The organism is uncultured Roseobacter sp. (genome assembly GCF_947491795.1).
GTDB lineage: Bacteria > Pseudomonadota > Alphaproteobacteria > Rhodobacterales > Rhodobacteraceae > Roseobacter.
Genome location: NZ_CANLKW010000001.1, coordinates 318,422 through 342,351 on the forward strand (window position 1 = coordinate 318,422; position 23,930 = coordinate 342,351).

The window sequence follows — 23,930 nt, forward strand, 5'->3', positions numbered from 1 at the left end:
GATCTCCCTTATGCGATGCGGATGCGCGGGTTGAGATAGACATAGCCGATATCCGATATCAGCTGTGTCACCAGAACCACGGCGACCGAGACAACCGAAACCGCCAGCAGCAGTTCGATGTCATTGTTTCCTGCCGCCTGCACCAGCAGCCAGCCAAAGCCCTTGTAGTTAAAGAGCGTCTCGACAATCACCACCCCGTTCAGCAGCCAGGGGAACTGGAGCATGATCACGGTGAAAGGGGCGATGAGCGCATTCCGGAGCGCATGTTTCAGAACGATGTCCGAGAACTTTACCCCCTTAAGGCGCGCCGTTCGGATGTATTGCGCTGTCATAACCTCGGTCATTGAGGCCCGAGTCATCCGCGCGATATAGCCCATGCCATAAAGCGAAATGGTAATGACGGGCAGCGTGAAATTCTCGAAAGTGGCGTTCTCCATGGCCGAGGTCGCCGAACCCTTGAACCATTTCAGCCCAAAAGCAGAGGAGGCGAAAACCGCGATAAAAATAACACCGGACACATATTCCGGTGTGGCGGTAGAGGCGATTGAGAAAGTTGAGAGCGAGCGGTCTGTCACCGAGCCCTCCCGCATTCCTGCCAGCACCCCGATGATCAGCGCCATGGGCACCATGACCAGCATCACAGCGAACATCAGCTTGCCGGTCAGACCAAGCCTGGTGGCGACAATGCCCCCCACATCTTCTTTGAAAACCGTCGAAAACCCCCAGTCTCCCTGGATGACGCCGCAGAAACTGCTGCGCTCGCCTTCCGGTGTCGCCGAGGAGAAACAGCGCCCGGTAACCTCGCCGCTTTCGGCATCTTCGTGCACCCAGCCGGGCAGAACGCCCAGCCACTGACCGAACTTCACCGGCATCGGCTGCAGATAGCCGTTTTTGTCCAGAAAACTGGTTACCGCCTCGTCGGACATACGGAAGTTGCCCTGTGTTTTCGCCAGTTTTTCGAGATTCGGGTAGAGATTGGTGAGCCAGAACACGATGAACGTCAGGCAGAGTGCCGTCAGTAACATCACGCCCAGACGTCTGAGTATGAATAGTCCCATGGGTGCCCCTGTTGTCAGGCTGTGGCGTGCTGCGCACGTCCGTTATCGCAGGCGCGAAGGCCTCCGGATTTATATGTGACCCTATCAGGCATGATCCATGAGGGCGCGTCAACGCAGACCAGCGCCATCTGGTGGATTATTTGCGACATCTGCAGGTCGCTTTTTAGCGATGTCGGGGCGCGTTGACGGCACCCGGACCGTCCGGGCGTCAGGCCAGTTCCGGAATGCCCGCGCCGGCCCGCCGCAGAGCGGTGGGGGTTGAATGGGTATGATGCTGGATGAACCGGGTGAAATAGGCCGCACTGCCAAAGCCGAGATGGCGTGCAATGTCCTGCGCAGGAGCGCGCGTCCCGGTCAGAAGGCTGCGGGCTTCGTACAACACGCGTTCTGTCAGCAGGTCGGCCGCTGTCCGGCCTGTGGCGGCCTTGCACGCACGGGTCAGATGCGTGGGTGTCACGCCAAGCGCGGCGGCGTGATCTGCCATGGTCATGGTCTCGCGGAAATGGGCCGTCACACGTGCACAATAGGCCGCACAGAGCCGCGCGGCGGCATTGCGCTTGCCCGGCATATGTTCTTCCAGCGCCATCTGCCGTTGCAGCCAGACCGAGATCAGCGCGCCGTGCGCCTCCATCGCCTGTCCGGTGAGGGGTCTGGCTGCGGCCTGTTCGCGTGTTGCCGCCTCCATCAGCACGGTCAGTTCAGACATTGCGCTGACTTCGCGGATGCGCAGCAGGCGTGGCATCTGCGGAAAAAGCACCTGACAGCCTTCGGGGATGATAACAGCCTGGCCGACGCCCTGGCGGCCCATGTCCAGTGAAAACAGGTGATCTGCCGGAATGACGATCGCATTGTGCGTGCCCACACCACGTCGTTGCCCGTTGAGCAAAACCCGCCCCTGACCTCTGGTGATCCAGATCAGCAGCTGTTCGCGACGGTCATGCGCCAGTGTCAGACGCCAGTCACTGCTCCCTGCCAGTTGCGACAGAGGCACGATTCGGAGGTCTGTTTCGGTCATTCAACCAGTCCGCGAATAATCACTAATCATCATGCCAATGGCGTGTTTACGGGCCGGTTTTCAAGTTTTACGTGAATTTTGTGAAAGTTTCAGCGGTTCTCCGCCGGTTGGAAATGCAACCATGACCGCATCTTTGACCGGAACCAGGTGCGTTGTCGTTTGGCAAACTGACGCGTTGCAATCACCGCGGCCTCGCGTGCCTCGTCCAGCGTCATGCGGTTCTGCAGATATGCAATCAGTTCCGGCCCGCCGATGGCCCGGTGTGCGGGCAGGTCGGGGTTCCAGTCGGGCAGGATGGCGCGGGCTTCATCAAGGGCACCCGCTTCCAGCATCAGATCAAACCTCCGGGCAATGCGCGGGGTGAGCCAGTCTTTGGGCGCATCAAATACAATGCACCGCGCCTGCGCCGCGTCCAGCGCCGGAGGGCCGGTGTCGTCCTGCCACGCCGCCAGCCCGCGACCGGTGGCCTGCTGAACCTCCCAGGCCCGCTGCACACGCATCGGGTTTGACGGGTCGATCCGCGTGGCGGTAGCGTCGTCTATCTGTGCGAGCATGTCTTCCACGGGCAGGGCGTCGGCGGCGGCGCGGATCTCTGCGGGAATGGCAGGTATATCGGCCAGTCCAAGGGTCAGCGCGCTGAAGTAAAGCCCGGTACCGCCGACAATGACCGGTCTGTCCGGCCCCTCAAGCAGCGGGCGCATCTCGCGCAGCCAGTGGCCTGCCGAATAGGCCTGATCCGCGCCGATATGCCCGTAAAGACGGTGTGGCGCCTGAGCTACTTCTTGCGGAGAGGGCCGGGCCGTAACAACCCGCCAGCAGTCGTAGACCTGGCTCGCGTCTGCGTTCACGATCACCCCGCCCTGACGCGCAACAATTTCCAGCGCCAGCGCCGATTTGCCGGACGCGGTGGGGCCTGCAATCAGAACCGGGGTCTGCGGGGACAGCCCGGCCAGGACCTCATCTGTAGAATGGATCGGGGCATTCGCCATTTTTTGCCTCAGCCCGTCCGGGGCGCATTGAAGTTGTCCGCGTTTTCGGACATTTTGCGCCGCAGATAAACCCCTGTCAGGAGTACCGACATGAGCCAGCCCGAACCACAGACCAAGTTCAGCCGGGTGATGCTCAAAATCTCGGGCGAGGCCCTCATGGGGGATCAGGGGTTCGGACTGAACCCGCCCACGGTGGAACGGATCGCGAGGGAAGTGCGGTCTGTGCACGAGCTGGGCGTCGAAATCTGCATGGTCATCGGCGGCGGCAATATCTTCCGTGGGCTTCAGGGTTCGGCCCAGGGGATGGAGCGGACCACAGCGGATTACATGGGCATGCTGGCCACGGTGATGAACGCACTGGCGATGCAGTCCGCACTCGAGGGGTTGGGCATTCATACGCGGGTCATCTCGGCCATTACCATGAACGAGGTAGCTGAGCCCTATATCCGCCGCCGCGCTGTGCGGCACCTGGAAAAAAAGCGGGTCTGCATTTTTGCAGCCGGCACCGGAAACCCGTATTTCACGACGGATACGGCGGCCACGCTGCGCGCCAACGAGATGTCCTGCGAGGCGATTTTCAAGGGAACCAAAGTGGACGGTGTCTACGACAAGGACCCGGCAAAACATGATGATGCCGTGCGCTATGACACGGTCAGCTATGACGATGTTCTGGCCAAACGTCTCGGGGTCATGGACGCCTCGGCCATTGCGCTTGCCCGCGACAACAACCTGCCGATCATTGTCTTTTCACTGGACGAGCCGGGCGGATTTCGCGGCATTCTCGCGGGCGAGGGCACCTACACACGGGTACAGGGCTGAGCCCGGGCAATACGAGCCACTGGCTTTTCCGTGCCATCCTGATCTATACATCCTCAACGATCACCGCGCCGCCGGGCGCTGATAAAACTGCCTCAGGAAGAATACCATGTCAGACGATTTTATGCTGGATACCGATGATCTTGAGCGCCGGATGGACGGTGCCATGTCCGCGCTGAAAACCGAATTTGCCTCTCTTCGGACCGGGCGGGCCTCGGCGTCGATGCTGGAGCCGGTGATGGTCGATGCCTACGGACAGCGTACACCGATCAACCAGGTCGGCACCGTCAATGTGCCTGAGCCGCGCATGGTAACGATCAACGTCTGGGACAAAGGCCTCGTTGGTAAAGTTGAAAAGGCGATCCGTGAAAGCGGTCTGGGGATCAATCCGCAGCTCAACGGCACCATAATCATGCTGCCCATTCCCGAGCTGAACGAAGAACGCCGCCGCGATCTGACCAAGGTTGCGGGCCAGTATGCAGAGAATGCGCGTGTCTCTGTTCGCAACATCCGCCGTGACGGGATGGACCAGATCAAAAAGGCAAAAGCCGATGGCCTGTCCGAGGACGACCAGAAGCTCTGGGAAGGCGAAGTGCAGGAAATCACAGACCGTTTTATTAAATCCGTCGACAGTCTGCTGGAATCGAAACAGGGCGAGATCATGCAGGTATAACTGCAGATGGCGGCGCCTGAACCCCTGTCCGTTAAGGGCTGGACGATCCGCCGTCTGTTTGTAATTCCTTGCGAACGCTGCCCGTTTGGCCCAAAAGAAAGCTATTGTATCCCGCGCCTGTGCGCCGGACAGGCAAGGAGCACATAATATGGCGTTGCAACGCCAGCCCCAACCGGCCCGGGTTCCGGGATGTCCCAATCATGTGGCGATCATCATGGACGGCAATGGCCGCTGGGCCACCCAGAGGGGGCGGCCACGGCTGTTCGGACACCACGCAGGGGCCCGGCGCGTGCGCGAAATTGTCGAGGCCTGTCCGCATATCGGCGTCGAATACCTGACCATCTTTGCCTTTTCGACGGAGAACTGGAAACGCACGCAGGTCGAAGTGGCCGGTCTCATGAGCCTTTTCCGACGGTATATCATCAAAGAAACCAAGGCATTGCGCGCCAACGGTGTGCGCGTGCGGTTCATCGGGGACAGGGACCGCCTGGACGACAAGCTGATCGTTCTGATGAATGAACTGGAAGAGGCCACAGCGCACAACAGTCTTGTGAACCTGACAATTGCCATCAACTACGGCGGCCGCGATGAAGTAACGCGGGCAACACGCCGTTTGGCGCAGGATGTGGCAGATGGCCGTCTGAAGCCCGGAAATGTCGACGAGGAAACGCTGCCCAGGTATCTGGATACCTGCGTGCTGCCCGACCCGGATCTGGTGATCCGGACCAGCGGCGAAGCGCGCATTTCGAATTTTCTGCTCTGGCAGTCCGCGTATTCAGAATATGAATTCATCGACACGCTCTGGCCCGACTTTACGCGGGATGAATTCGAAGGGCTCTGTCAGTCATACGGCGGACGGGACCGCCGCTATGGTGGCGTAAAGGCCTGATGATCACGTGAGCGGCGCATCCGACAAATGGTCTGACCTCGCACAGCGCATTGGCTCGGGTGCGGCTATGGTTGTTGGCGGGATGCTGGGGGTCTGGGCGGGTGGCCACGTTTTCCATGTGATGGTTGCTCTGATCTGCGGGCTTATGATCTGGGAGCTTGTACGGATGCTCAATCCGTCCGAGCCCGGCGTTGCCGTACAACTGGGTGCTCTGTCGGGTGCTGCAACGCTGCTGGCCATCTATCTGCCTTTGGGATTTGCCCTGCCGGTTCTGCTGGCGCCTGCGCTTGTCGGGTTTGGTCAGCTCAGCGCGTTCCGGACGATCTTTATGATCTTTACGGTCATGGTGATGCTGGCCGGTTTTGGTATGATGTCCGTGCGCGATGACATGGGCATTGTCTGGATGCTTTGGCTGGTACTTGTTGTCGTGGCGACGGATGTTGTCGGCTATTTTGCCGGGCGTTTCATCGGCGGTCCAAAGTTCTGGCCGAAAGTAAGCCCCAAAAAAACCTGGGCTGGCACCGGTTTCGGCTGGATCGGCGCAGCCCTGGTCGGGGCGGTCTTTATGACGCAGACCGGCGCTGGCCCTCAGCTGATCGGTGTGTCGGTTGCGATTTCGATGGCCAGTCAGATGGGTGACATCGCCGAAAGCGCGATCAAAAGGCGGGTAGGGGTCAAAGACAGTTCCTCGCTGATCCCGGGGCATGGCGGTCTGCTGGACCGGTTTGACGGCATGCTGGGCGCTGCGGTTTTCCTGCTGATTATCGGATCCTTCGTCGGTCCGGCGCCGCTGGGCTGAGGGTATGCGGCGGATCAGCATTCTGGGTGCGACCGGGTCCATTGGTCAGAATACAATCGATCTGATTGCGCGTGCGCCGGGCGACTACGAGGTCGTGGCGCTCACAGGTGCGGGCAATATTTCACAACTGGCTGCAGATGCGCGGCGTCTGAATGCGCAGATTGCTGTCACGGCGCATGAACATCTGCTGGATGATCTGCGCGCAGCCCTTACGGGCAGCGAAACCGAGGCCGCCGCTGGTACAGCCGCCATCACAGAGGCCGCCGCGCGACCTGCGGACTGGGTCATGTCGGCGATTGTCGGGGCCGCAGGGCTGGAACCCGGGCTGGCGGCATTGCAGCAGGGCAGTACCCTTGCCCTCGCAAACAAGGAATCGCTGGTCTGTGCAGGTCAGCTGATGCTCGCCACGGCAAGAGCCCATAACGCGCGTATTCTGCCCGTGGACAGTGAACACTCTGCCGTGTTCCAGGCCCTCGTCGGCGAGGACATCAGCGCGGTGGAGCGGGTGATTATCACAGCATCCGGTGGCGCATTCCGGGACTGGCCGGTCGAAAAGCTCGCCACGGCGACGCTGGCGCAGGCTTCTTCCCATCCGAACTGGGACATGGGGCAGCGCATCACAATCGATTCGGCCTCTATGTTTAATAAAGCGATGGAGCTGATTGAAACTAAAGAATTCTTTGGCGTTCGACCGGATCAGATAGAGGCCGTGGTTCACCCGGAATCGATGATACATGCGCTGGTAGGCTTCCGGGACGGCGCGCTGATGGCCCACGTGGGGCCGCCGGACATGCGCCACGCGATCGGCTATGCGCTGCACTGGCCCGAACGCCGCAGCCTGCCTGTGGAACGGCTGGATCTGGCCGCAATCGGCCAGCTGAGTTTCCGCGCGCCCTGCGAAACCCGCTGGCCTGCGCTGAGGCTTGCGCGCGAAGTGATGGAGGCGGGCGGTCTTTCCGGTGCCGTGTTCAACGCGGCCAAGGAAACGGCACTGGATGGTTTTATTGCGGGAGATATCGGTTTCACGCAGATGTCGGATGTGGTTGAAGAGGTCCTGAGCAGGGTTCCGGCGGCGGCTGGCCAAAATGATGCCGCTTTTACCCTTGATAACGTCGCAGAAACGGACCATCTCGCACGGCAGGAGGCCAGATCGGTCATCAACAGAAAAGCAGGTTAACCTTTTGGATATACTGGCACTGATCCCGCAGTTCGGCGGGCTGATCTGGACGATTGCTGCCTTTGTGCTGGCCCTCTCGGTCATCGTGGCAATCCACGAATACGGCCACTACATCGTGGGCCGCTGGTCCGGTATTCATGCGGATGTGTTTTCTCTCGGGTTTGGTCCTGTGCTCTGGTCGCGTGTCGACCGGCGGGGCACCCGCTGGCAGATCGCTGCACTTCCCTTCGGCGGTTTCGTCAAATTTGCCGGGGATGCGAATGCCGCATCCGGCAAGGATGAGGCTGCGATGGCAGAGGCCGGAGATGATCCGGCCAAACTCCGCGCCACGATGCATGGCGCACCTTTGTGGGCGCGTGCCGCGACGGTTGCTGCCGGTCCGGTCTTTAATTTCGCTTTGTCAATTGCAGTATTCGCAGCCGTTTTGCTGACCAGTGGTGTGACGCGTGATCCTCTGACGGTCGGCACACTGCATCCGCTGCCGGTCGAGACGCGCGGCCTGGAACAGGGCGATGTGATCACTGCGATCAACGGCATCACCATGCCAAGCCGCGAGGATACTGATGCCTACAGTGGTTTTCTTGATGGTCTCGATCCGTCACCGACGCTGGAGTACTCCGTTCTGCGCGACGGCGATGCGCTGGACGTGACAGGCACCTGGCTGATGCCGCCGCTGGTTTCCGGTCTGGCACCACAGTCGGCCGCCATGGGCGCGGGCCTTGAAGTGGGCGATGTCATTTCGGGAATAGACGGAGAACCGGTCTTTGCCTTTGATCAGCTCAAACAGGCTGTTGAGGGTGGCGAAGGCGCACCGCTCGCGCTCACCGTGTGGCGGAATGGCGAGACGCTGGATGTCGTGATGACGCCCAAACGGGTGGACGAGCCTCAGCAGGATGGCGGCTTTGCAACCAACTGGCGTATCGGTATCTCGGGCGGGCTGGCGTTTGATCCTGCAACACAGACCCCTGGCATGGGCGAGGCCGTCATGGGCGGCGTGCGCCAGACCCTGCGGATTATCGAAGGATCGCTGTCTGGTCTTGGGCATATGATCACCGGCGCGATCAGCACCTGCAACCTGAGTGGTCCGATTGGCATTGCGCAAACGTCCGGCGCTATGGCGAGCCAGGGGGCGGAATCTTTTATCTGGTTTATCGCGGTTCTCAGCACGGCTGTGGGGTTGCTTAATCTGTTTCCCGTGCCCGCACTCGACGGTGGGCACCTGGTGTTCTACGCCTACGAGGCCGTTGCCGGGAAACCTCCAAGTGATCGCGCGCTGCGCATTCTGATGACGGCAGGGCTGGCAATGGTGCTTACTCTGATGCTCTTTGCGCTGGGGAATGATATTTTCTGCCCGTGATTCAACGCGTGGTTGGTAAATGCCCCGGTTTCGCCCTTTTCTGTCAAAATAGCGCCCCAATTCACCGGTATTCCTGCACCATCTTTACGGGAGAATGACCGATGCAAGCAGTACAGAACGGATATCGTGGCTTCAGCCTGCTGATGGACCTGAACTGGGACCGTCTGCTCTATGTTGGCACAATCACGATGGCGCTCGGCGCAGGCGCATGGATCGGCGCTGTCGCAGGCTGATTACCTGAGCGCAACCTTCCGGGTTGCGCGCTACGATACTCCCGAAGCAGCGCGCATATAGTTGTCGCTGCTTTTCCGACCACATGGTTTTGACAAATCATACCGTTGCCGGTACTCAGTTAAGCATAAATAACTGAAGATCGGGGCAGCAGATGATTCAGGGCAAGCAGCGGAAATTCTCCGCCATTTCCGCTCATGCGGGAACAATCAGATCGGCAGCAACGGCTGCTGTTTTTTCTCTCATAATTTCAGCGGCATGGGTTGCGGCCCCGCATCCGGCGCTGGCCCAGCAGATCACACTGAACTCAATCGAGATCGAAGGAAATGCGCGTGTCGGCGATGCGGCGATCCTGACCCGGGCAGGAATCGCCCCTGGTCAGACTGTCTCGGCCGGACAGCTGAACACAGCATATCAGAACCTGATCGACTCCGGACTTTTCGAAACCGTGACATTTTCGCCAGGTGGTGCCTCCCTGCGCATCAGCGTGGTCGAATATCCCACGATCAACAGAATCAACTTTGAAGGTAACCGCAGGATCGGTGACGAGCTGCTGGCGGCCGCAATCAACTCAAATGAACGCCGCGTGTTCAATCCTGCCCAGGTCGAGCGCGATGCGGCCCTGATTGCGGATGCCTATGCCACCGAAGGGCGGCTGTCTGCCCGCGTGACACCCAAGATCATCCGCCGGTCGGACAACCGTGTGGATCTGATTTTTGAGGTGCTCGAGGGCGACGTGATCGAAATCGAACGCCTGAGCTTTGTCGGGAACCGGGTCTTCTCGGACCGTCGTCTGCGGCGCGTTCTGGAAACGAAACAGGCCGGTCTGTTCCGGGCTTTCGTGCGCAGCGATACGCTGATTGCCGACCGGATCGAATTCGACAAACAGGTGCTGCGGGATTTCTATCTGTCACGTGGCTATGTGGATTTCCGTACGAATTCCACCAATGCTGAGCTGACCGAAGAGCGCGATGGCTACTTCCTCGTATTCGATGTGCAGGAAGGTCAGCAGTTCCGCATTGGCGAGATCTCGGTCAGCAGCGACATGCCGAATGTTGACCCGGATGTGTACCGGTCCATCGTCAGCATCGACGGCGGTGACGTCTATTCCCCGATATCGATTGAAAATGACATCGCCCGGATGGAACGTCAGGCGCTTCGCGATGGTGTGGATTTCCTGCGAGTCGAACCGCGTGTCAGCCGGGATGACCGCAACCTGGAGCTGGACATTGAATATGTGCTCAGCCGTGGCCCGCGCGTTTTTGTTGAACGTATTGATGTCGAGGGCAACACAACAACGCTGGATCAGGTGATCCGCCGTCAGTTTGACAGTGTCGAGGGCGACCCGTTTAACCCGCGTGAGATCAGAGAAGCCGCCGAGCGCATCCGTGCACTGGACTTTTTCGAGACCGCCGAGGTCAATGCCCGCGAAGGTTCCAGCCCGGATCGTGTAATCGTTGACGTGGATGTTGTTGAAAAACCCACCGGATCGCTGAACTTTGGTGCGTCATTTTCGAACAACGACGGTCTCGGTTTCGCCATCCGTTTTTCTGAGGACAATCTTTTCGGTCGCGGGCAACGGTTCGGCGTGACCATCTCTACGGCTGCGGAATCGCGCCGCTATGGGCTGAATTTTGTTGAACCGGCTTTTCTCGGGCGTGACGTGGCCTTTGGGTTGCGGCTGGACGTGGCAGAAACCGACAGTTCGTTCACCACCTATGAAACCGACAGGTTCCTGTTTCAGCCGTCGCTTACCTTTCCTGTGGGCGAAAACTCCCGCCTGCAACTGCGTTACACGTTCGAAGATTCTGAAATGCTGCCACGCGAGACACCTATCAACGGTCCGGTTATTGGCAATGACATTGCCCAGGGGCGTCTGAGCAGCAGCGCACTTGGATATCAGTTTACCTATGACACGCGGACCAGCGGTATTGATACGACATCCGGCTACCTGCTGCAGTTCGAACAGGATTTCGCGGGTCTTGGAGGCGACAACAAATTCATCAAGACAACCGGGCGGGCCGTTGGCGAAACCCGTCTCTTCAACGAGGAAATCAAACTGCGCGCCTCGCTCGAAGGGGGGCTTCTGAGCTTCCAGAGCGGCACAAACCGCGCCGTGGACCGGTTCCTGCTGAATACCAACATCATCCGTGGATTTGAGCCAGGCGGCATCGGGCCGCGCGATCTGTCTGTCACCGGAGAGGACCCTCTGGGTGGTAACCTTTATGTGGCCGCACGGTTCGAGGCAGAGTTCCCCCTGGGCATTCCCGAGGAGTACGGCATTCAGGGCGGTGTTTTCTATGATGTGGGCAACCTGTGGGATCTGTCGGACGTGAATGTGGCCGGTGGCAATATCGTCGGTGAAGGCGGCTCGTTCCGCCATGTGATCGGCTTTTCTGTATTGTGGGATACGCCCATTGGTCCGCTGCGTTTCAACTTCAGCGAAGCGATCAAGAAAGAAGAGTTTGACCGGGATCAGGCGTTCGAGCTGACCCTCAGTACCACTTTCTGATCCAGTGCCCGGGGTTCTGCGCAGATCGCTAATTCTGGGGGCTCTGGCCTGTGTGGCAGTGGCATCGTCCGGCAGTGCTCAGGAGCGCAGCCGCCTGGCTGTGCAGAGCCCGATCCTGACGATCGATTCCGAACGCCTGTTTGAAGAAAGCAACTTTGGCCAGGCAACGGCGCGGGAAGTCGAAGCACTGGGGGCCGAACTGAGTGCAGAGAACAGACGCATCGAAGAAGAACTCAGCCGCGAAGAGAAAGAGATCACCGAGCGGCGCGCAGAGCTGACACCGCAGGAATTTCGCGATATCGCCGATGCCTTCGACGAAAAGGTCCAGACGATCCGGCGCGAGCGGGACGCGAGAACCCGGCAGCTGAATACGGATCTGGAGGAGCGGCGCCTTGTGTTTCTGAACACGGCGGCGCCCGTGCTCGAACAGCTGATGCGCGAGGCGGGCGCGGGCCTGATATTGGAAAAACGCACGGTTTTCATCAGCAGTAATGCCATCGACATTACCGATACAGCAATCTCCCGCCTCAACGAGGTGCTGCCTCAACCCGGTACTGCGCCCCGGGAGTGAGTGCTGCGCGGCCTGTGTGCTTGCCCAGAGAGGATTGAGTTGTTAGGCATGATCAAGCCCCTGGCGATAAAAGGACCCTCATATGACAAGCCAGCTCGCTCAGGCTGATATCCAGCTTATTCAGCGTATTCTGCCCCATCGCTATCCGTTTTTGCTGGTGGACAAGGTCGTAGATATCGACGGCACCCAGACCGCTCTGGGGATCAAAAACGTCACGATGAACGAACCGCATTTTCAGGGCCATTTTCCAGGCCTGCCGATTATGCCCGGTGTGACGATCATCGAGGCTATGGCGCAGACGGCTGCAGTGATGGTGGGGGTCACCCTGGAGATGGCTGACAAGGAAATGAAGGTGTACTTCATGGCCATCGAAAAAGCCAAGTTCAGGCGCAAGGTCGTACCGGGAGATGTGCTGGAAATGCAGATCGAGACCCTGCGCGGCAAACCCGGCGGCAAAGTATGGCGTTTTGGCGGGCGCGCATCGGTTGGCGGTGAAATGGCAGCCGAGTGCGAATTTACCGCGATGATGGATCTCTGAGCGGATGGGCAGCATTCATCCCAGCGCGGTGATCGAGGACGGTGCCGCGATTGACCCTGCGGCTACGGTCGGGCCGTTCTGCATTGTCGGCCCGGATGTAAAGCTTGGGCCCGGGGTTGAGCTGAAAAGCCATGTGGTTTTGACCGGGCGCACGACGGTGGGCGAGGACACAGTCATCTTCCCCTTTGCAGTGATCGGCGAGATACCTCAGGATCTCAAGTTCAAAGGAGAGGCCACCGAACTGGTTATCGGCAAGCGGAACCGGATCCGCGAGCATGTGACAATGAACTGCGGCACCGAAGGTGGTGGCGGCGTCACACGGGTTGGCGATGACGGTCTGTTTATGGCCGGATGTCATATCGCCCATGACGCCATAATCGGAGACCGTTGCATCATCGTGAATTCGGTTGCGATTGCCGGGCACTGCATCCTCGAAGACGACGTGATCGTTGGTGGGCTGTCCGGGGTGCACCAGTTTGTCCGCATCGGGCGTGGTGCGATCATCGGCGCGGTGACCATGGTAACAAATGATGTCATTCCTTATGGCCTTGTGCAGGCCCCGCGCGGGGAACTGGACGGGCTGAACCTGGTCGGACTGAAACGCCGGGGCGTTGCGCGCTCCGATATCACGGCATTGCGCGCCGCCTTTCAGATGCTGGCGCAGGGCGAGGGCACCTTCCATGACCGTGCCCGCCGGCTGCATGACGAAACCACCAGTGATTTTGTCCGCGAGATCGTCGATTTCGTGCTCGCAGACAGCGATCGCCATTTCCTGACCCCGCGCTGATGCTGGCGCTGATTGCAGGAAGTGGCAGATTGCCGGCCACTGTGGCCGCCGCACAGGCCACGCCACCTGTTGTCTGTGCGCTGACGGGGTTTGCCCCTGACGGGCTGGCAGTGGATCATCCGTTCCGGCTGGAGCAGCTGGGCACGCTGATAGCAGAGCTGCAGAGACAGGGCGCGACAGAGGTGTGTTTCTGCGGCGCGATACGCAGGCCTGTCGTCGATCCTTCGGCCATTGATGCCGCGACGATGCCGCTGGTGCCGGTGCTGATGCAGGCCATTGGTGCGGGCGATGACAGCGCGCTGCGCGCGGTTCTCGGTATCTTTGAGGACAAAGGCTTCACCGTGCGGGCCGCCCATGAGCTGGCACCGGAAATCCTCGCGCCCGAAGGCGTCCTGACACTCACCTGGCCGGATGATGCCCTGTGTGCGGACGAAAAACGCGGGCGCAGCGTTCTGGAGGCGCTGGCACCTCTGGATGTCGGGCAGGGGTGCGTTGTCGGTGCCGGGCAGATCTGGGCCATCGAAACCAGTGGCGGTACGGACCATATGCTGCAGACGCTGCCCGAAGGCGCGCGAAAGACCCGCGCGCTGTTGATTAAAGTGCCGAAAACCGGGCAGGACCTGCGTGTGGATATGCCGACCGTTGGCCCTGACACGATCAGCGCCGTTGTTGATGCAGGCCTTGCTGGTCTGGTGATCGTCGCCGGGCAGACCATCCTGCTGGAGCGGGACGAGACCATCCGGCGTGCGGATGATGCGGGCCTTGTCGTGTGGTCACGCGGACCGGTCTGATGCGGGTTTTCATCATTGCCGGTGAGCCGTCGGGGGACCGTCTGGGAGCCGCCCTGATGGCCGGGCTGAAAGAGCTGCAGCCCGACATTACTTTCGACGGGATCGGCGGTGAGGGGATGCAGGCCCAGGGCCTGATCAGCCGGTTTCCTATGAAAGAGCTGAGCGTCATGGGCATTGCGGAGATTCTGCCAAAATACCGCGCGCTCAAGGCGAGGATTCGCGAAACTGCGGAACAGGTCGTCTCAACAGCACCTGATGTGATGATCACGATCGACAGCCCTGATTTTTCCCTGCGGGTCGCACGTCTGGTCAAAGAGGCAAGCCAGATACGCACCGTGCATTATGTGGCGCCGACGGTCTGGGCGTGGCGTCCGGGTCGTGCTGCCAAAATGGCCAGATACATTGATCACGTGCTGGCGCTTTTCCCGTTTGAGCCGCCGCTGATGACACGCGAAGGTATGGAGTGTGATTTTGTCGGGCATCCGGTTGTCGCTGAGCCACAGGCGACCAGTGATGCCGCCGAAGCATTCCGCAACGCGCATGGGCTGGAGAACGCGCCGCTGGCCCTGGTGCTGCCTGGTTCGCGGTCAGGGGAGGTCGCACGGCTCGGCGATGTGTTTGGTCAGGCGCTGGCGCAGTTGCGTGCTTCGCATACCGGTCTGAGAATTGTTGTCCCCGCTGCCGCCGCCGTGGCCGCTCAGGTCTGCGAGGCGACCAGGTCCTGGCCGGAAGGTACCATTGTGCTGGATCCGCGCGGGCGGTCTGTCGAAGAAGCAGCCGCAGAGAAACGCGCCGCTTTCAGGGCGGCAGATGTGGCTTTGGCGGCTTCGGGCACTGTGTCTCTGGAGCTGGCGGCAGCGCGCACACCGATGGTCATCGCATACCGTATGCACTGGCTGAGCTTTCGTCTGATCAAATGGATGGCGCTGGTGGATACCGTCACGCTGGTCAATCTGGTGTCTGAAACCCGTGTGGTACCTGACTTTCTGGGCCCGGACTGTACCGCTGAAAAAATTGCAGGTGGGATGCGTGCTGTGCTGGCCGATCCGGGTGCTCAGATAAAGGCGATGGAGCTTACCATGCAGCGCCTTGGCGAAGGCGGAGAGCCACCGGGACTGCGCGCAGCGCGCGCCGTTCTGGCCCGGTTGCAGGCGTGATCCAAAGGACAGGCTGCGCCTGACACTTGTGCTCTGGCCTTTGCAGGCCAGGCCGCTCAGCCCTTGTGTATCCACCCGCCGCCAAAGATCCGGCTGCTGTCCCGGTCATAGAACACGCAGGCCTGACCGGGAGAGACCCCTTCTTCCGGCGTGATGAGTTCAACGGTGGCTTCTGTCGGGCTCAGAGGGCGGATCACCGCGTCTGTGGGCGGTCGGGTTGAGCGCACTTTGACCGCGACATGCCAGGCATCCTGCGAGGCGAAGGGGGTATCGCCCAGCCAGTTGATGTCCCGCACAGGCACCGTCCGGGTAGACAGCATGGATTTTGGCCCGACAACAACTTCTTTGGTGCCGGCGTTCAGTTTCACCACATAGAGCGGGTCGGCCAGACCGCCGATGCCCAGGCCACGGCGCTGTCCGATTGTATAGTGAATCACGCCGTTATGCTGGCCCAGAACGCGTCCGTCCGCATGCACGATGTTGCCGGGATCGGCAGCTTCGGGGCGCAGCTTGCGGATAACGGACGCATAGTCGCCGTCTGGCACAAAGCAGATGTCCTGGCTGTCCGGCTTGTCCGCCACGCTGAGACCGTACTTTTCCGCCAGTGCGCGGGTGTCATCCTTGGAAGGCAGGTGCCCCAGAGGGAAACGCAGAAATGCGAGCTGCTCCGGGGTGGTCGAAAAGAGAAAATAGCTCTGATCGCGGTTGGCGTCGGCAGCGCTGTGCAGCTCTGGCCCGGCAGAGCCGTCGAACCGCTGGATGTAATGTCCGGTGGCCATGCAATCCGCATCAAGGTCTTTTGCCATCTCGAGCAGGTCCCTGAATTTGACCCGCTCGTTACACCGGATACAGGGCACAGGTGTTGCACCGGCCAGATAGCTGTCCGCGAACTCGTCAATCACCGCATCTTTAAAAATGTTCTCATAATCCAGCACGTAATGCGGGAAGCCCATTTTCTCGGCAACACGGCGTGCGTCATGGATATCGAGGCCGGCACAGCAGGCCCCTTTTTTGGCAAGGGCCGCACCGTGATCATAGAGCTGAAGCGTCACACCGACCACATCATAGCCTTCTTCGGCCAGTTTTGCCGCCACAACAGAGCTGTCAACGCCGCCGGACATTGCCACAACCACGCGCGTCTCGGCGGGCGATTTTGCAAAGCCCAGCGAGTTCAGAGGCTGTTTCAGATCAAGCGGCATGGGTCACTCCGGAAGTTATGAGCGAATATAGGAAAATCCTAATTACTCTCAAGAGGCGGCTTCATGGGTCTTTAAGGCCCGGGCGTCAAGGTGCGGGTGAGCAGTAATCACGAGTAACCGGTATGTACCTCAAGAAAGTAGATGGACCCCGTTCCGTTACCCTTGCAGACGGAAGTGTCATGACACAGGCGGATCTTCCGCCCCCGACCACGCGCCGCTGGGTCGCCTCGCGCAAGGCCGCCGTGGTCCGCGGTGTGGCGTATGGGCTGATTTCCCAAAGCGACGCGCTCAAACGGTATTCTATCAGTGATGATGAATTCCACGAATGGGTGCGTGCTGTGTCGGAACATGGCGAGGATGCCCTGAAAGCCACAAGCGTACAAAAATATAGACAACCTTAAGTTGTTAAGATATGTTTTTCGCAGACGGTAACGTGTGGTTAACCTTTTTTCGTCAGGGTTAACGGCAGGAACCAAAGATCATCCTATGCGGAGAAAATGATGCGCGTACTGCTTGTGGAAGACGACCCGACGACCTCAAAAAGCATTGAACTGATGCTGACCCATGCAAATCTGAACGTTTATGCGACAGATCTGGGAGAGGAGGGTATCGATCTTGCCAAGCTTTACGACTATGATCTGATCCTTCTGGACCTCGATCTGCCGGACATGAACGGCCATGAGGTGCTGCGGCAACTGCGTCTTTCACGGATCGAGACACCGATCCTGATCCTGTCCGGCGCCGACGATACAGAAAACAAAATCAAAGGCTTCGGTTTTGGCGCGGATGACTATCTGACCAAACCCTTCCACCGCGAAGAGCTGGTGGCGCGCATCCATGCGATCATCCGCCGCTCCAAAGGGCATTCGCAGTCGGTTATCGACACCGGACGGATTTCTGTCAACCTGGACGCCAAGACGGTCAGCGTGGAAAACAAAGCCGTGCACCTGACAGGCAAAGAATACCAAATGCTCGAGCTGCTGTCGCTGCGCAAGGGCACGACACTGACCAAGGAGATGTTCCTCAATCATCTCTATGGCGGCATGGATGAACCGGAACTCAAAATCATTGACGTCTTCATCTGCAAGCTTCGCAAGAAACTTTCCTCGGCGACGGGTGGTGACAACTATATCGAGACTGTATGGGGCCGCGGGTACGTGCTGCGGGACCCTGACCCAAGCGTCGCGGACGATCCGCAACCGATCGCCATCGGCGCCTGACACCTGCCATCCGATTATGCTTCAAACCCGGTGCCCGCGAGGCGCCGGGTTTTTTTTGTGCGGCTGGCGAAAGTCGATTCAACTGGACCCGATCACGCCGCGTGCTTATCACATCACTGTTTGCGACTGACTGGGGCCCTGACGCATGTCTGAACCGGAAATCACAGATCTGACCGAGGCCGAGGCCCGCGCGGAACTTAAACGCCTCGCAAATGTGCTTGCCCGGGCGAACGAGGATTATCACGGCAAAGACGCGCCTCAGATTTCCGATGCCGAATACGATGCGCTGAAACGCAGGAATGCAAAAATAGAATCCCGCTTCCCGGCGCTCAAGCGTTCTGACAGCCCCAGCGATCAGGTCGGTGCAAAACCCTCCGAGACGTTTTCCAAGATCACACATGCAGTTGCGATGCTGTCTCTGGGCAACGCCTTTTCTGACGAAGACGTAGAAGACTTTCTGCAACGCAACCGAAAATACCTCGGACTTTCCGACCAGGACCCAATACCTGTCACTGCGGAACCCAAAATTGACGGGCTGTCTTTGTCATTGCGATACGTCGGCGGGCAGCTGGAACACGCGGCAACGCGGGGAGACGGCACAACCGGTGAAAATGTCACGGCCAATGCACGGACCATTGACGATATTCCGCAGTCACTGACAAACGCGCCGGAACTGCTGGAAGTGCGCGGCGAAGTCTACATGTCGCATGCAGATTTCGCTGCACTGAACGAGCGCCAGGCCGCGTCGGCAGGCAAGCTGTTCGCCAATCCGCGCAACGCGGCCGCCGGATCTCTCCGACAACTGGATGCCGGGATAACACGCAGCAGGCCATTGCGCTTTTTCGCTTATGCCTGGGGTGCCCTGTCCGAACCGCTGGCCGATACGCAATCAGGTGCCATTGCGCGTTTGTCTGCCCTGGGATTTCAGACCAACCCACTGACTAAACTGTGCGAAGACGCCGCGCAACTGATCGCGCACTATCGCGACATCGAAGCGCGACGTGCAACGCTCGGGTATGACATCGACGGGGTTGTCTACAAAGTGGACAGCCTGGCGTTGCAGGAGCGGCTGGGCTTTCGTTCGACGACGCCCAGATGGGCAATTGCGCATAAATTTCCGGCCGAACTCGCCTGGACCCGGCTGGAGGCGATTGACATTCAGGTGGGCCGGACCGGGGCATTGTCGCCGGTGGCCCGGTTGACGCCTGTGACCGTAGGCGGCGTCGTCGTCTCCAACGCAACACTGCACAACGAAGACTATATCGCGGGGCAGGACAGCAAAGGACAGACGATCCGCGAAGGCAAAGATATCCGGCCCGGCGACTGGGTGCAGGTCTACCGCGCGGGCGATGTCATTCCCAAAATCTCAGATGTCGATCTCGCGCGCAGACCGTCAGGCACATCGCCCTACAGCTTTCCGCACCGGTGCCCGCAATGTGACAGCGAGGCTCTGCGCGAAGAAGGTGACGCTGTCAGGCGTTGTACCGGTGGGCTGATCTGCCCCGCTCAGGCCGTTGAGAAACTGAAGCATTTCGTATCGCGGGGGGCCTTTGATATCGAAGGGCTTGGCGCGAAGCAGGTCGAGCAGTTCTACACAGACGAATGGATCAGAGAGCCGGCTGATATTTTCCGCCTGCGCGAAAACTATGAAAGTGGTATCAGACAGCTGCGAAACCGCGAAGGATGGGGCGACAAATCTGCCGCCAATCTGTTTGACGCGATTGACGACAAGCGAACAATTCCACTGGCGCGTCTGCTGTTTTCGCTGGGCATCCGCCATGTGGGCGAAGCCGCGTCAAACCTGATCGCCTTTCACTATGGCACATGGGACGCGCTGATTGCCGCCGTAACAGCGGCAAAAGATCTGTCCGGCCCGGAATGGGATGATCTGAATGCGGTCGACGGCATCGGATCGGTCATGGCCGGATCGCTGGTGACGGCTTTTTCCCAACCTGCCGAGCGGGCCTCTGTCGACCGCCTGGTCGAACAGCTGACGGTGCTGCCTGCAGAGCGCCCCGCCGCTGACGACAGCCCGGTTGCAGGATTGACCGTGGTTTTCACCGGCACGCTGGAACGTATGACACGGGCCGAAGCCAAGGCCCGCGCTGAAAAACTTGGCGCCAAGGTAGCCGGGTCCGTTTCCGCGAAAACGGATATCCTGATTGCAGGTCCGGGCGCCGGATCAAAAGCCAAAAAGGCGGCGGATCTCGGGGTGCGGACCGTTGACGAGCAGGAATGGCTGGATCTGATCGGGTCTGCATGAGCCGCCGACCAGAAATACTCTTTCCTTTGTTTGCGGGCACCGAAACGCTGGCGGGGATCGGCCCGCGCACAGCACAGAACCTGCAGGGCCTGGGCGTCGCGACGCCGAGGGACCTTTTGTTCACTCTGCCACACACAGGAATCGATCGCCGGCGCCGGGACACTGTTCAGGGTGCGGATTTTCCAATGACGCTGACTGTTACGGTGACCGTTGGCGCCCATCACCCTGCACGTACCAGGGGCGGCGCCTACAGGATCATGGTGAGTGACGCGCAAACGGCGTTTCAACTGGTCTTTTTCCATGCGCGCGGAGACTATCTGAGCCGCGTGCTGCCAGAGGGCAGTACGCGCATTGTTTCCGGCAAAATCGAACTCTTCGATGGCATGCCGCAGATGGTGCATCCCGACCATATTGTTGAGACCGGGGATGGCGATGACATCCCACGTTATGAGCCGGTATATCCGCTGACGGCCGGTGTGACGCAAAAGCAGATGTTCCGGGCGACGCGCGGCGCGCTGGAACTGGTGCCCGGGATGTCGGAATGGATCGACAAATCCCAGATGGCCGCCACGGGATGGACGGCCTTTGCCCGGGCGCTTTCAGATGCCCATGCGCCACAGAGCGATGCGGATGTGCAGATATCTGCGCCCGCGCGTGAAAGGCTCGCCTATGATGAGCTTTTTGCCCACCAGATCACGCTGGCGCTGGCGCGCGCGCGCGACCGCCGCAGAAAAGGCCGTGTCACCACAGGCGATGGCGCGCTGCAAAAACGCGCCCTTGACATGTTGCCCTACAGCCCGACCGGGGCGCAGACGCGTGCCACTGGCGAGATCAATGCAGATCTTGCCGCGCCCCTGCGGATGAACCGTCTGCTGCAGGGCGATGTGGGCGCGGGCAAAACGATTGTCGCTTTTCTGGCTTTGCTGCGGGCCGCAGAGGCTGGCGGGCAGGGTGTTCTGATGGCACCCACGGAAATCCTCGCCCGGCAGCATCTGGAAAGCCTTGGCGATATGGCCGACGGCGTTGGCGTCCGCGTTGAAATTCTGACCGGGCGGGACAAAGGTGCGGAAAGGCAGCGAAAACTCGCGGCGCTTTCATCCGGCGATACGGATATTCTGATCGGGACCCATGCGGTTTTTCAGGCCGATGTGGAGTTTGCCGATCTGCGGCTTGCGGTGATCGACGAACAGCACCGGTTCGGTGTGCGTCAGCGTCTGGAGCTTGGCAACAAAGGGGCGGCAGTGGATGTTCTGGTTATGACGGCCACGCCGATCCCGCGCTCGCTTGCTCTGGCGCAATACGGCGACATGGATGTCTCTGTTCTGGATGAAAAACCGCCCGGACGTAAACCTGTGACCACGGCCCTGATCAGCAACACCCGCATTGATGAGGTCACCGCGCGCCTGCGTGCGGCGATTGCGGCGGGTCGGCAATGTTACTGGGTCTGCCCGCTGGTAGAGGAAAGCGAAGTTGTCGATCTGACAGCGGCAGAGGCGCGGTTTCGGATGTTGCGGGCTGCGTTGGGCGAAGAAAACATTGATCTGGTGCATGGCCAGATGCCTGTGGCGGAGAAAGACGCGGCTATGGCGCGCTTTCAGTCCGGGCAGTCACGCGTGCTCGTTGCCACGACTGTTATCGAAGTAGGTGTGAATGTTCCGGCGGCCACGATCATGGTGATTGAACGGGCCGAAACCTTCGGGCTCGCGCAACTGCATCAGCTGCGCGGTCGTGTCGGACGGGGCGAGGAGCAATCCACCTGTCTGCTGATGTACCAGTCGCCATTGTCGGACAGTGGGCGCCGGAGGCTGGAAGTTCTGCGCGAGACGGAGGACGGTTTTGTCATTGCAGAAACCGATCTGAAAATGCGCGGGGCGGGCGATGTCATTGGTACGGCCCAATCCGGTGTCCCGCGTTTTCGCATCGCGGACCCTGAACGTCATGCGGGCCTCATGGCCGTGGCTCAGACCGACGCCCGCAGGCTTTTACAGGACGATCCAAAGCTCGAAACAGAGCGCGGGCGGGCTGCCCGGCTGCTTTTGTGGCTGATGCGACAGGAAGAAGCGATCCGGCTGATTGCCGTCGGATAGCAATTTGTTCACAAAAGTTCTCATTTAGTTCTTTACAGTGCGTTAAGAATATGAGAACAAAGAGGCAACAAACAGGAGGCACATCATGGTAACTTTATCTCTGATCCGGTCCGTCGCGCAACGTTCGCACAGCACGCTGATCCAGGATGCTGCCGGTGCTGCTGCTTTGGTTGTAATGCTTGTTGTCGGGCTGCATCTGCCCGCGTTTATCTGATTTCTGCCTGCGACTTCATGCCGGTCAGGGTATGCGCATCTGCCCCAACCAGGTGCCCGGGGTGACGACTGCCTTGTTCCACATCCCGCCCGTCCTGCCGGACCCCACATGACAGACGCTTTGACTGTGCCGCCATCCCGTCCCGGATGTGCGGCACTTTTTTTAAAAGGTATACGCCAGGCGCAACCCGCCCCAGTGGCGGCCCTTTACAGTAATGGGGGCGGACAGGTCCTTCATCATTTTGAACTCACCGCCGCCCATGTCGCGGCGATAGACCTGTAACAGGAATGGCTCTTTGTTGCGGCCGGCTTTCAGCCCCACACGGTCGTCAAAGATCCGGCGGTTTCTGCAATGGGCCGTGTTCCAGACAGGATCATTGCCCGGCGGATGTGAGAACTTTTTGTTATGCGTCGGCAGATAGCCGTTCACGTCGACCGCCGCACAGAAAACGATTTTACTGTCAAAGCTCAGTACAGGTTCCTGAACAGGCATCAGGATCTGATCCAGCACATTGACTGCTGCGGTCGTGTACTGTTCAGGGTCCGTACCGGGAATGGGGCGATAATTGCGGTCAAAGAGCTGCTCGAGCGTCACCCGGCCAGTTTCCACGGCGCCTTCAAGCTGCTGGGAAATGGTGCGGGACAGGGCCTGTACCTTGCCGATGAAAGGGCCATCCGACGAGGCAGGGTTCATCAGCGCCGTGGCCTGCACAATTGTTTCCGACGTATCTATCAGGCGCAGCACGCGCTCATGTGTCTGTTCAATACCTGTAGCACTGCTTTCAACCGCCTCGGCAATGCCTGACAGCGCTGGTCTGAAATCGTTCATGGCCTGCTCGACCCGACCGGCCTGACCTGCAATCCGCTGTGCCTGTTCATCTGCGGCTGTGATGGATTCTTCTATGCGGGACAGAGCAGAATCGGTGCCACCGGAACTTTCCAGCACATCCGAAGCCTGTTTCGCCACGCCGCCCGCTTCGCCCCGCAGATCCGCGATCCACCCGGTCAGCACTTCGATGTTGCCTGAAATCTCAACGGCAGCGTCACGTGTTTGTTGCGAGAGCGTATTGATTGCCTCTGCCACCACGGCAAACCCGCGTCCGGCATCCCCGGCCCGGGCTGCTTCGATTTTGGCGTTGATGGCAAGCGTGTTTACCTGCGTAGCAATGCTGGCAATCTGCTGGTTGTTAGTGCGCGCGGCGGTCAGGGTTTCGCTGACGTCCTCGGTACGTGCCGCAAGGGCGTGCACCCATTCCGCGACGCTGCGCGTTTTTTCGCTGGATGTCCGCACCAGCTCTGCAGAGGCCTGAACCTCGCGCGCTGTTTCGCTGGTTTTTCCGGCCATATTCTGTACCGCGTCCCGGACATCCGTGTTGGCCTGCGTCATATCGGTGGCACGTTTGTTCAGAATTTTCAGGCAACTGCGTTGTGAATTTGCGTGTTCTTCGACAAGATCGAGAAAGCCCGCAATATCCACGATTTCGTATCCGATTGCGGCCGCAGCCTCCGACAGGCGCTTGCTTTGCTCTGGTGTGGCGATCGGCTGATGTGCTGTCATGGGTCCCCGCGCGTCGTGCAGGGCCTTGAT

General features: G+C 59.7%; 23 protein-coding genes. 18 read left to right on the forward strand and 5 right to left on the reverse strand.

Annotated elements, in window-relative coordinates:
• Positions 1–8: 8 nt before the first annotated feature.
• The 3 genes from Q1A34_RS01615 to miaA all read right to left on the reverse strand — a co-directional run bounded on the left by Q1A34_RS01615 (position 9) and on the right by miaA (position 3,062).
• On the reverse strand, positions 9–1,058 hold the full coding sequence (locus Q1A34_RS01615; protein ID WP_300029824.1) for an ABC transporter permease: 1,050 nt from the start codon (positions 1,056–1,058) through the stop codon (positions 9–11).
• A 208-nt stretch (positions 1,059–1,266) separates the two neighbouring features.
• Entirely contained in the window at positions 1,267–2,073 is an 807-nt protein-coding gene (locus Q1A34_RS01620; protein WP_300029827.1) for an AraC family transcriptional regulator, read from the reverse strand.
• Between the two features lie 89 nt (positions 2,074–2,162).
• On the reverse strand, positions 2,163–3,062 hold the full coding sequence (gene miaA / locus Q1A34_RS01625; RefSeq protein WP_300029830.1) for a tRNA (adenosine(37)-N6)-dimethylallyltransferase MiaA: 900 nt from the start codon (positions 3,060–3,062) through the stop codon (positions 2,163–2,165).
• 90 nt (positions 3,063–3,152) lie between these two features.
• Here miaA and pyrH point away from each other — a divergent pair, with 90 nt between their 5' ends.
• The 13 genes from pyrH (at position 3,153) to lpxB (ending at position 15,360) form a co-directional block, all read left to right on the forward strand.
• Positions 3,153–3,881 carry a UMP kinase gene (gene pyrH / locus Q1A34_RS01630; RefSeq protein ID WP_300029833.1) on the forward strand — a complete coding sequence of 243 codons (729 nt, stop codon included), beginning with the start codon at positions 3,153–3,155 and terminating at the stop codon, positions 3,879–3,881.
• A gap of 106 nt (positions 3,882–3,987) precedes the next feature.
• Positions 3,988–4,551 (forward strand): ribosome recycling factor, encoded by a 564-nt coding sequence (gene frr, locus Q1A34_RS01635; RefSeq protein ID WP_300029836.1) that lies wholly within the window; start codon positions 3,988–3,990, stop codon positions 4,549–4,551.
• A 148-nt stretch (positions 4,552–4,699) separates the two neighbouring features.
• Positions 4,700–5,440, forward strand: a complete 741-nt coding sequence (gene uppS / locus Q1A34_RS01640; RefSeq protein WP_300029839.1) for a polyprenyl diphosphate synthase — start codon at positions 4,700–4,702, stop codon at positions 5,438–5,440.
• 7 nt (positions 5,441–5,447) lie between these two features.
• Positions 5,448–6,239: a phosphatidate cytidylyltransferase gene (locus Q1A34_RS01645; protein WP_300029841.1), complete on the forward strand. Its 792-nt coding sequence runs from the start codon at positions 5,448–5,450 to the stop codon at positions 6,237–6,239.
• 4 nt (positions 6,240–6,243) lie between these two features.
• The gene (dxr, locus tag Q1A34_RS01650) at positions 6,244–7,416 is read left to right on the forward strand and encodes a 1-deoxy-D-xylulose-5-phosphate reductoisomerase (RefSeq protein WP_300029843.1); all 1,173 of its coding nucleotides are present in this window, start codon (positions 6,244–6,246) and stop codon (positions 7,414–7,416) included.
• A 4-nt stretch (positions 7,417–7,420) separates the two neighbouring features.
• On the forward strand, positions 7,421–8,773 hold the full coding sequence (gene rseP / locus Q1A34_RS01655) for an RIP metalloprotease RseP (protein WP_300029846.1): 1,353 nt from the start codon (positions 7,421–7,423) through the stop codon (positions 8,771–8,773).
• A gap of 101 nt (positions 8,774–8,874) precedes the next feature.
• Complete coding sequence (locus tag Q1A34_RS01660) at positions 8,875–9,006, forward strand: hypothetical protein (RefSeq protein ID WP_300029848.1); 132 nt, start codon at positions 8,875–8,877, stop codon at positions 9,004–9,006.
• 152 nt (positions 9,007–9,158) lie between these two features.
• A complete protein-coding gene (gene bamA / locus Q1A34_RS01665; protein ID WP_300029851.1) occupies positions 9,159–11,516 on the forward strand; it encodes an outer membrane protein assembly factor BamA in 2,358 nt (785 codons plus the stop codon).
• A 4-nt stretch (positions 11,517–11,520) separates the two neighbouring features.
• On the forward strand, positions 11,521–12,087 hold the full coding sequence (locus Q1A34_RS01670) for an OmpH family outer membrane protein (RefSeq protein WP_300029853.1): 567 nt from the start codon (positions 11,521–11,523) through the stop codon (positions 12,085–12,087).
• 82 nt (positions 12,088–12,169) lie between these two features.
• Positions 12,170–12,625, forward strand: coding sequence for a 3-hydroxyacyl-ACP dehydratase FabZ (gene fabZ / locus Q1A34_RS01675; protein ID WP_300029856.1), 456 nt, complete (start codon positions 12,170–12,172; stop codon positions 12,623–12,625).
• Positions 12,626–12,629: 4 nt separating this feature from the next.
• Positions 12,630–13,412, forward strand: coding sequence for an acyl-ACP--UDP-N-acetylglucosamine O-acyltransferase (gene lpxA, locus Q1A34_RS01680; RefSeq protein ID WP_300029859.1), 783 nt, complete (start codon positions 12,630–12,632; stop codon positions 13,410–13,412).
• Positions 13,412–14,203, forward strand: coding sequence for a UDP-2,3-diacylglucosamine diphosphatase LpxI (gene lpxI, locus Q1A34_RS01685; protein ID WP_300029862.1), 792 nt, complete (start codon positions 13,412–13,414; stop codon positions 14,201–14,203). Before lpxA ends, lpxI begins: the two co-directional genes overlap by 1 nt.
• Positions 14,203–15,360, forward strand: a complete 1,158-nt coding sequence (gene lpxB, locus Q1A34_RS01690; RefSeq protein WP_300029865.1) for a lipid-A-disaccharide synthase — start codon at positions 14,203–14,205, stop codon at positions 15,358–15,360. Before lpxI ends, lpxB begins: the two co-directional genes overlap by 1 nt.
• 56 nt (positions 15,361–15,416) lie before the next feature.
• Here lpxB and mnmA read toward each other — a convergent pair whose 3' ends face one another.
• Positions 15,417–16,559 (reverse strand): tRNA 2-thiouridine(34) synthase MnmA, encoded by a 1,143-nt coding sequence (gene mnmA / locus Q1A34_RS01695; protein WP_300029868.1) that lies wholly within the window; start codon positions 16,557–16,559, stop codon positions 15,417–15,419.
• A 122-nt stretch (positions 16,560–16,681) separates the two neighbouring features.
• On the opposite strand from mnmA, the gene Q1A34_RS01700 reads away from it, so the two are divergent.
• The 5 genes from Q1A34_RS01700 (at position 16,682) to Q1A34_RS01720 (ending at position 22,343) form a co-directional block, all read left to right on the forward strand.
• The gene (locus tag Q1A34_RS01700; protein WP_300029870.1) at positions 16,682–16,960 is read left to right on the forward strand and encodes a DUF1153 domain-containing protein; all 279 of its coding nucleotides are present in this window, start codon (positions 16,682–16,684) and stop codon (positions 16,958–16,960) included.
• 99 nt (positions 16,961–17,059) lie between these two features.
• A complete protein-coding gene (gene ctrA, locus Q1A34_RS01705; RefSeq protein ID WP_300029872.1) occupies positions 17,060–17,779 on the forward strand; it encodes a response regulator transcription factor CtrA in 720 nt (239 codons plus the stop codon).
• Between the two features lie 145 nt (positions 17,780–17,924).
• Complete coding sequence (gene ligA, locus Q1A34_RS01710; RefSeq protein WP_300029875.1) at positions 17,925–20,042, forward strand: NAD-dependent DNA ligase LigA; 2,118 nt, start codon at positions 17,925–17,927, stop codon at positions 20,040–20,042.
• Entirely contained in the window at positions 20,039–22,129 is a 2,091-nt protein-coding gene (gene recG, locus Q1A34_RS01715) for an ATP-dependent DNA helicase RecG (RefSeq protein ID WP_300029878.1), read from the forward strand. The genes ligA and recG overlap by 4 nt, the downstream gene beginning before the upstream one ends.
• 85 nt (positions 22,130–22,214) lie before the next feature.
• Positions 22,215–22,343: a hypothetical protein gene (locus Q1A34_RS01720; RefSeq protein WP_300029881.1), complete on the forward strand. Its 129-nt coding sequence runs from the start codon at positions 22,215–22,217 to the stop codon at positions 22,341–22,343.
• A 162-nt stretch (positions 22,344–22,505) separates the two neighbouring features.
• On the opposite strand, the gene Q1A34_RS01725 is transcribed toward Q1A34_RS01720, so the two are convergent.
• Positions 22,506–23,900: a methyl-accepting chemotaxis protein gene (locus tag Q1A34_RS01725; protein WP_300029884.1), complete on the reverse strand. Its 1,395-nt coding sequence runs from the start codon at positions 23,898–23,900 to the stop codon at positions 22,506–22,508.
• Positions 23,901–23,930: the final 30 nt, after the last annotated feature.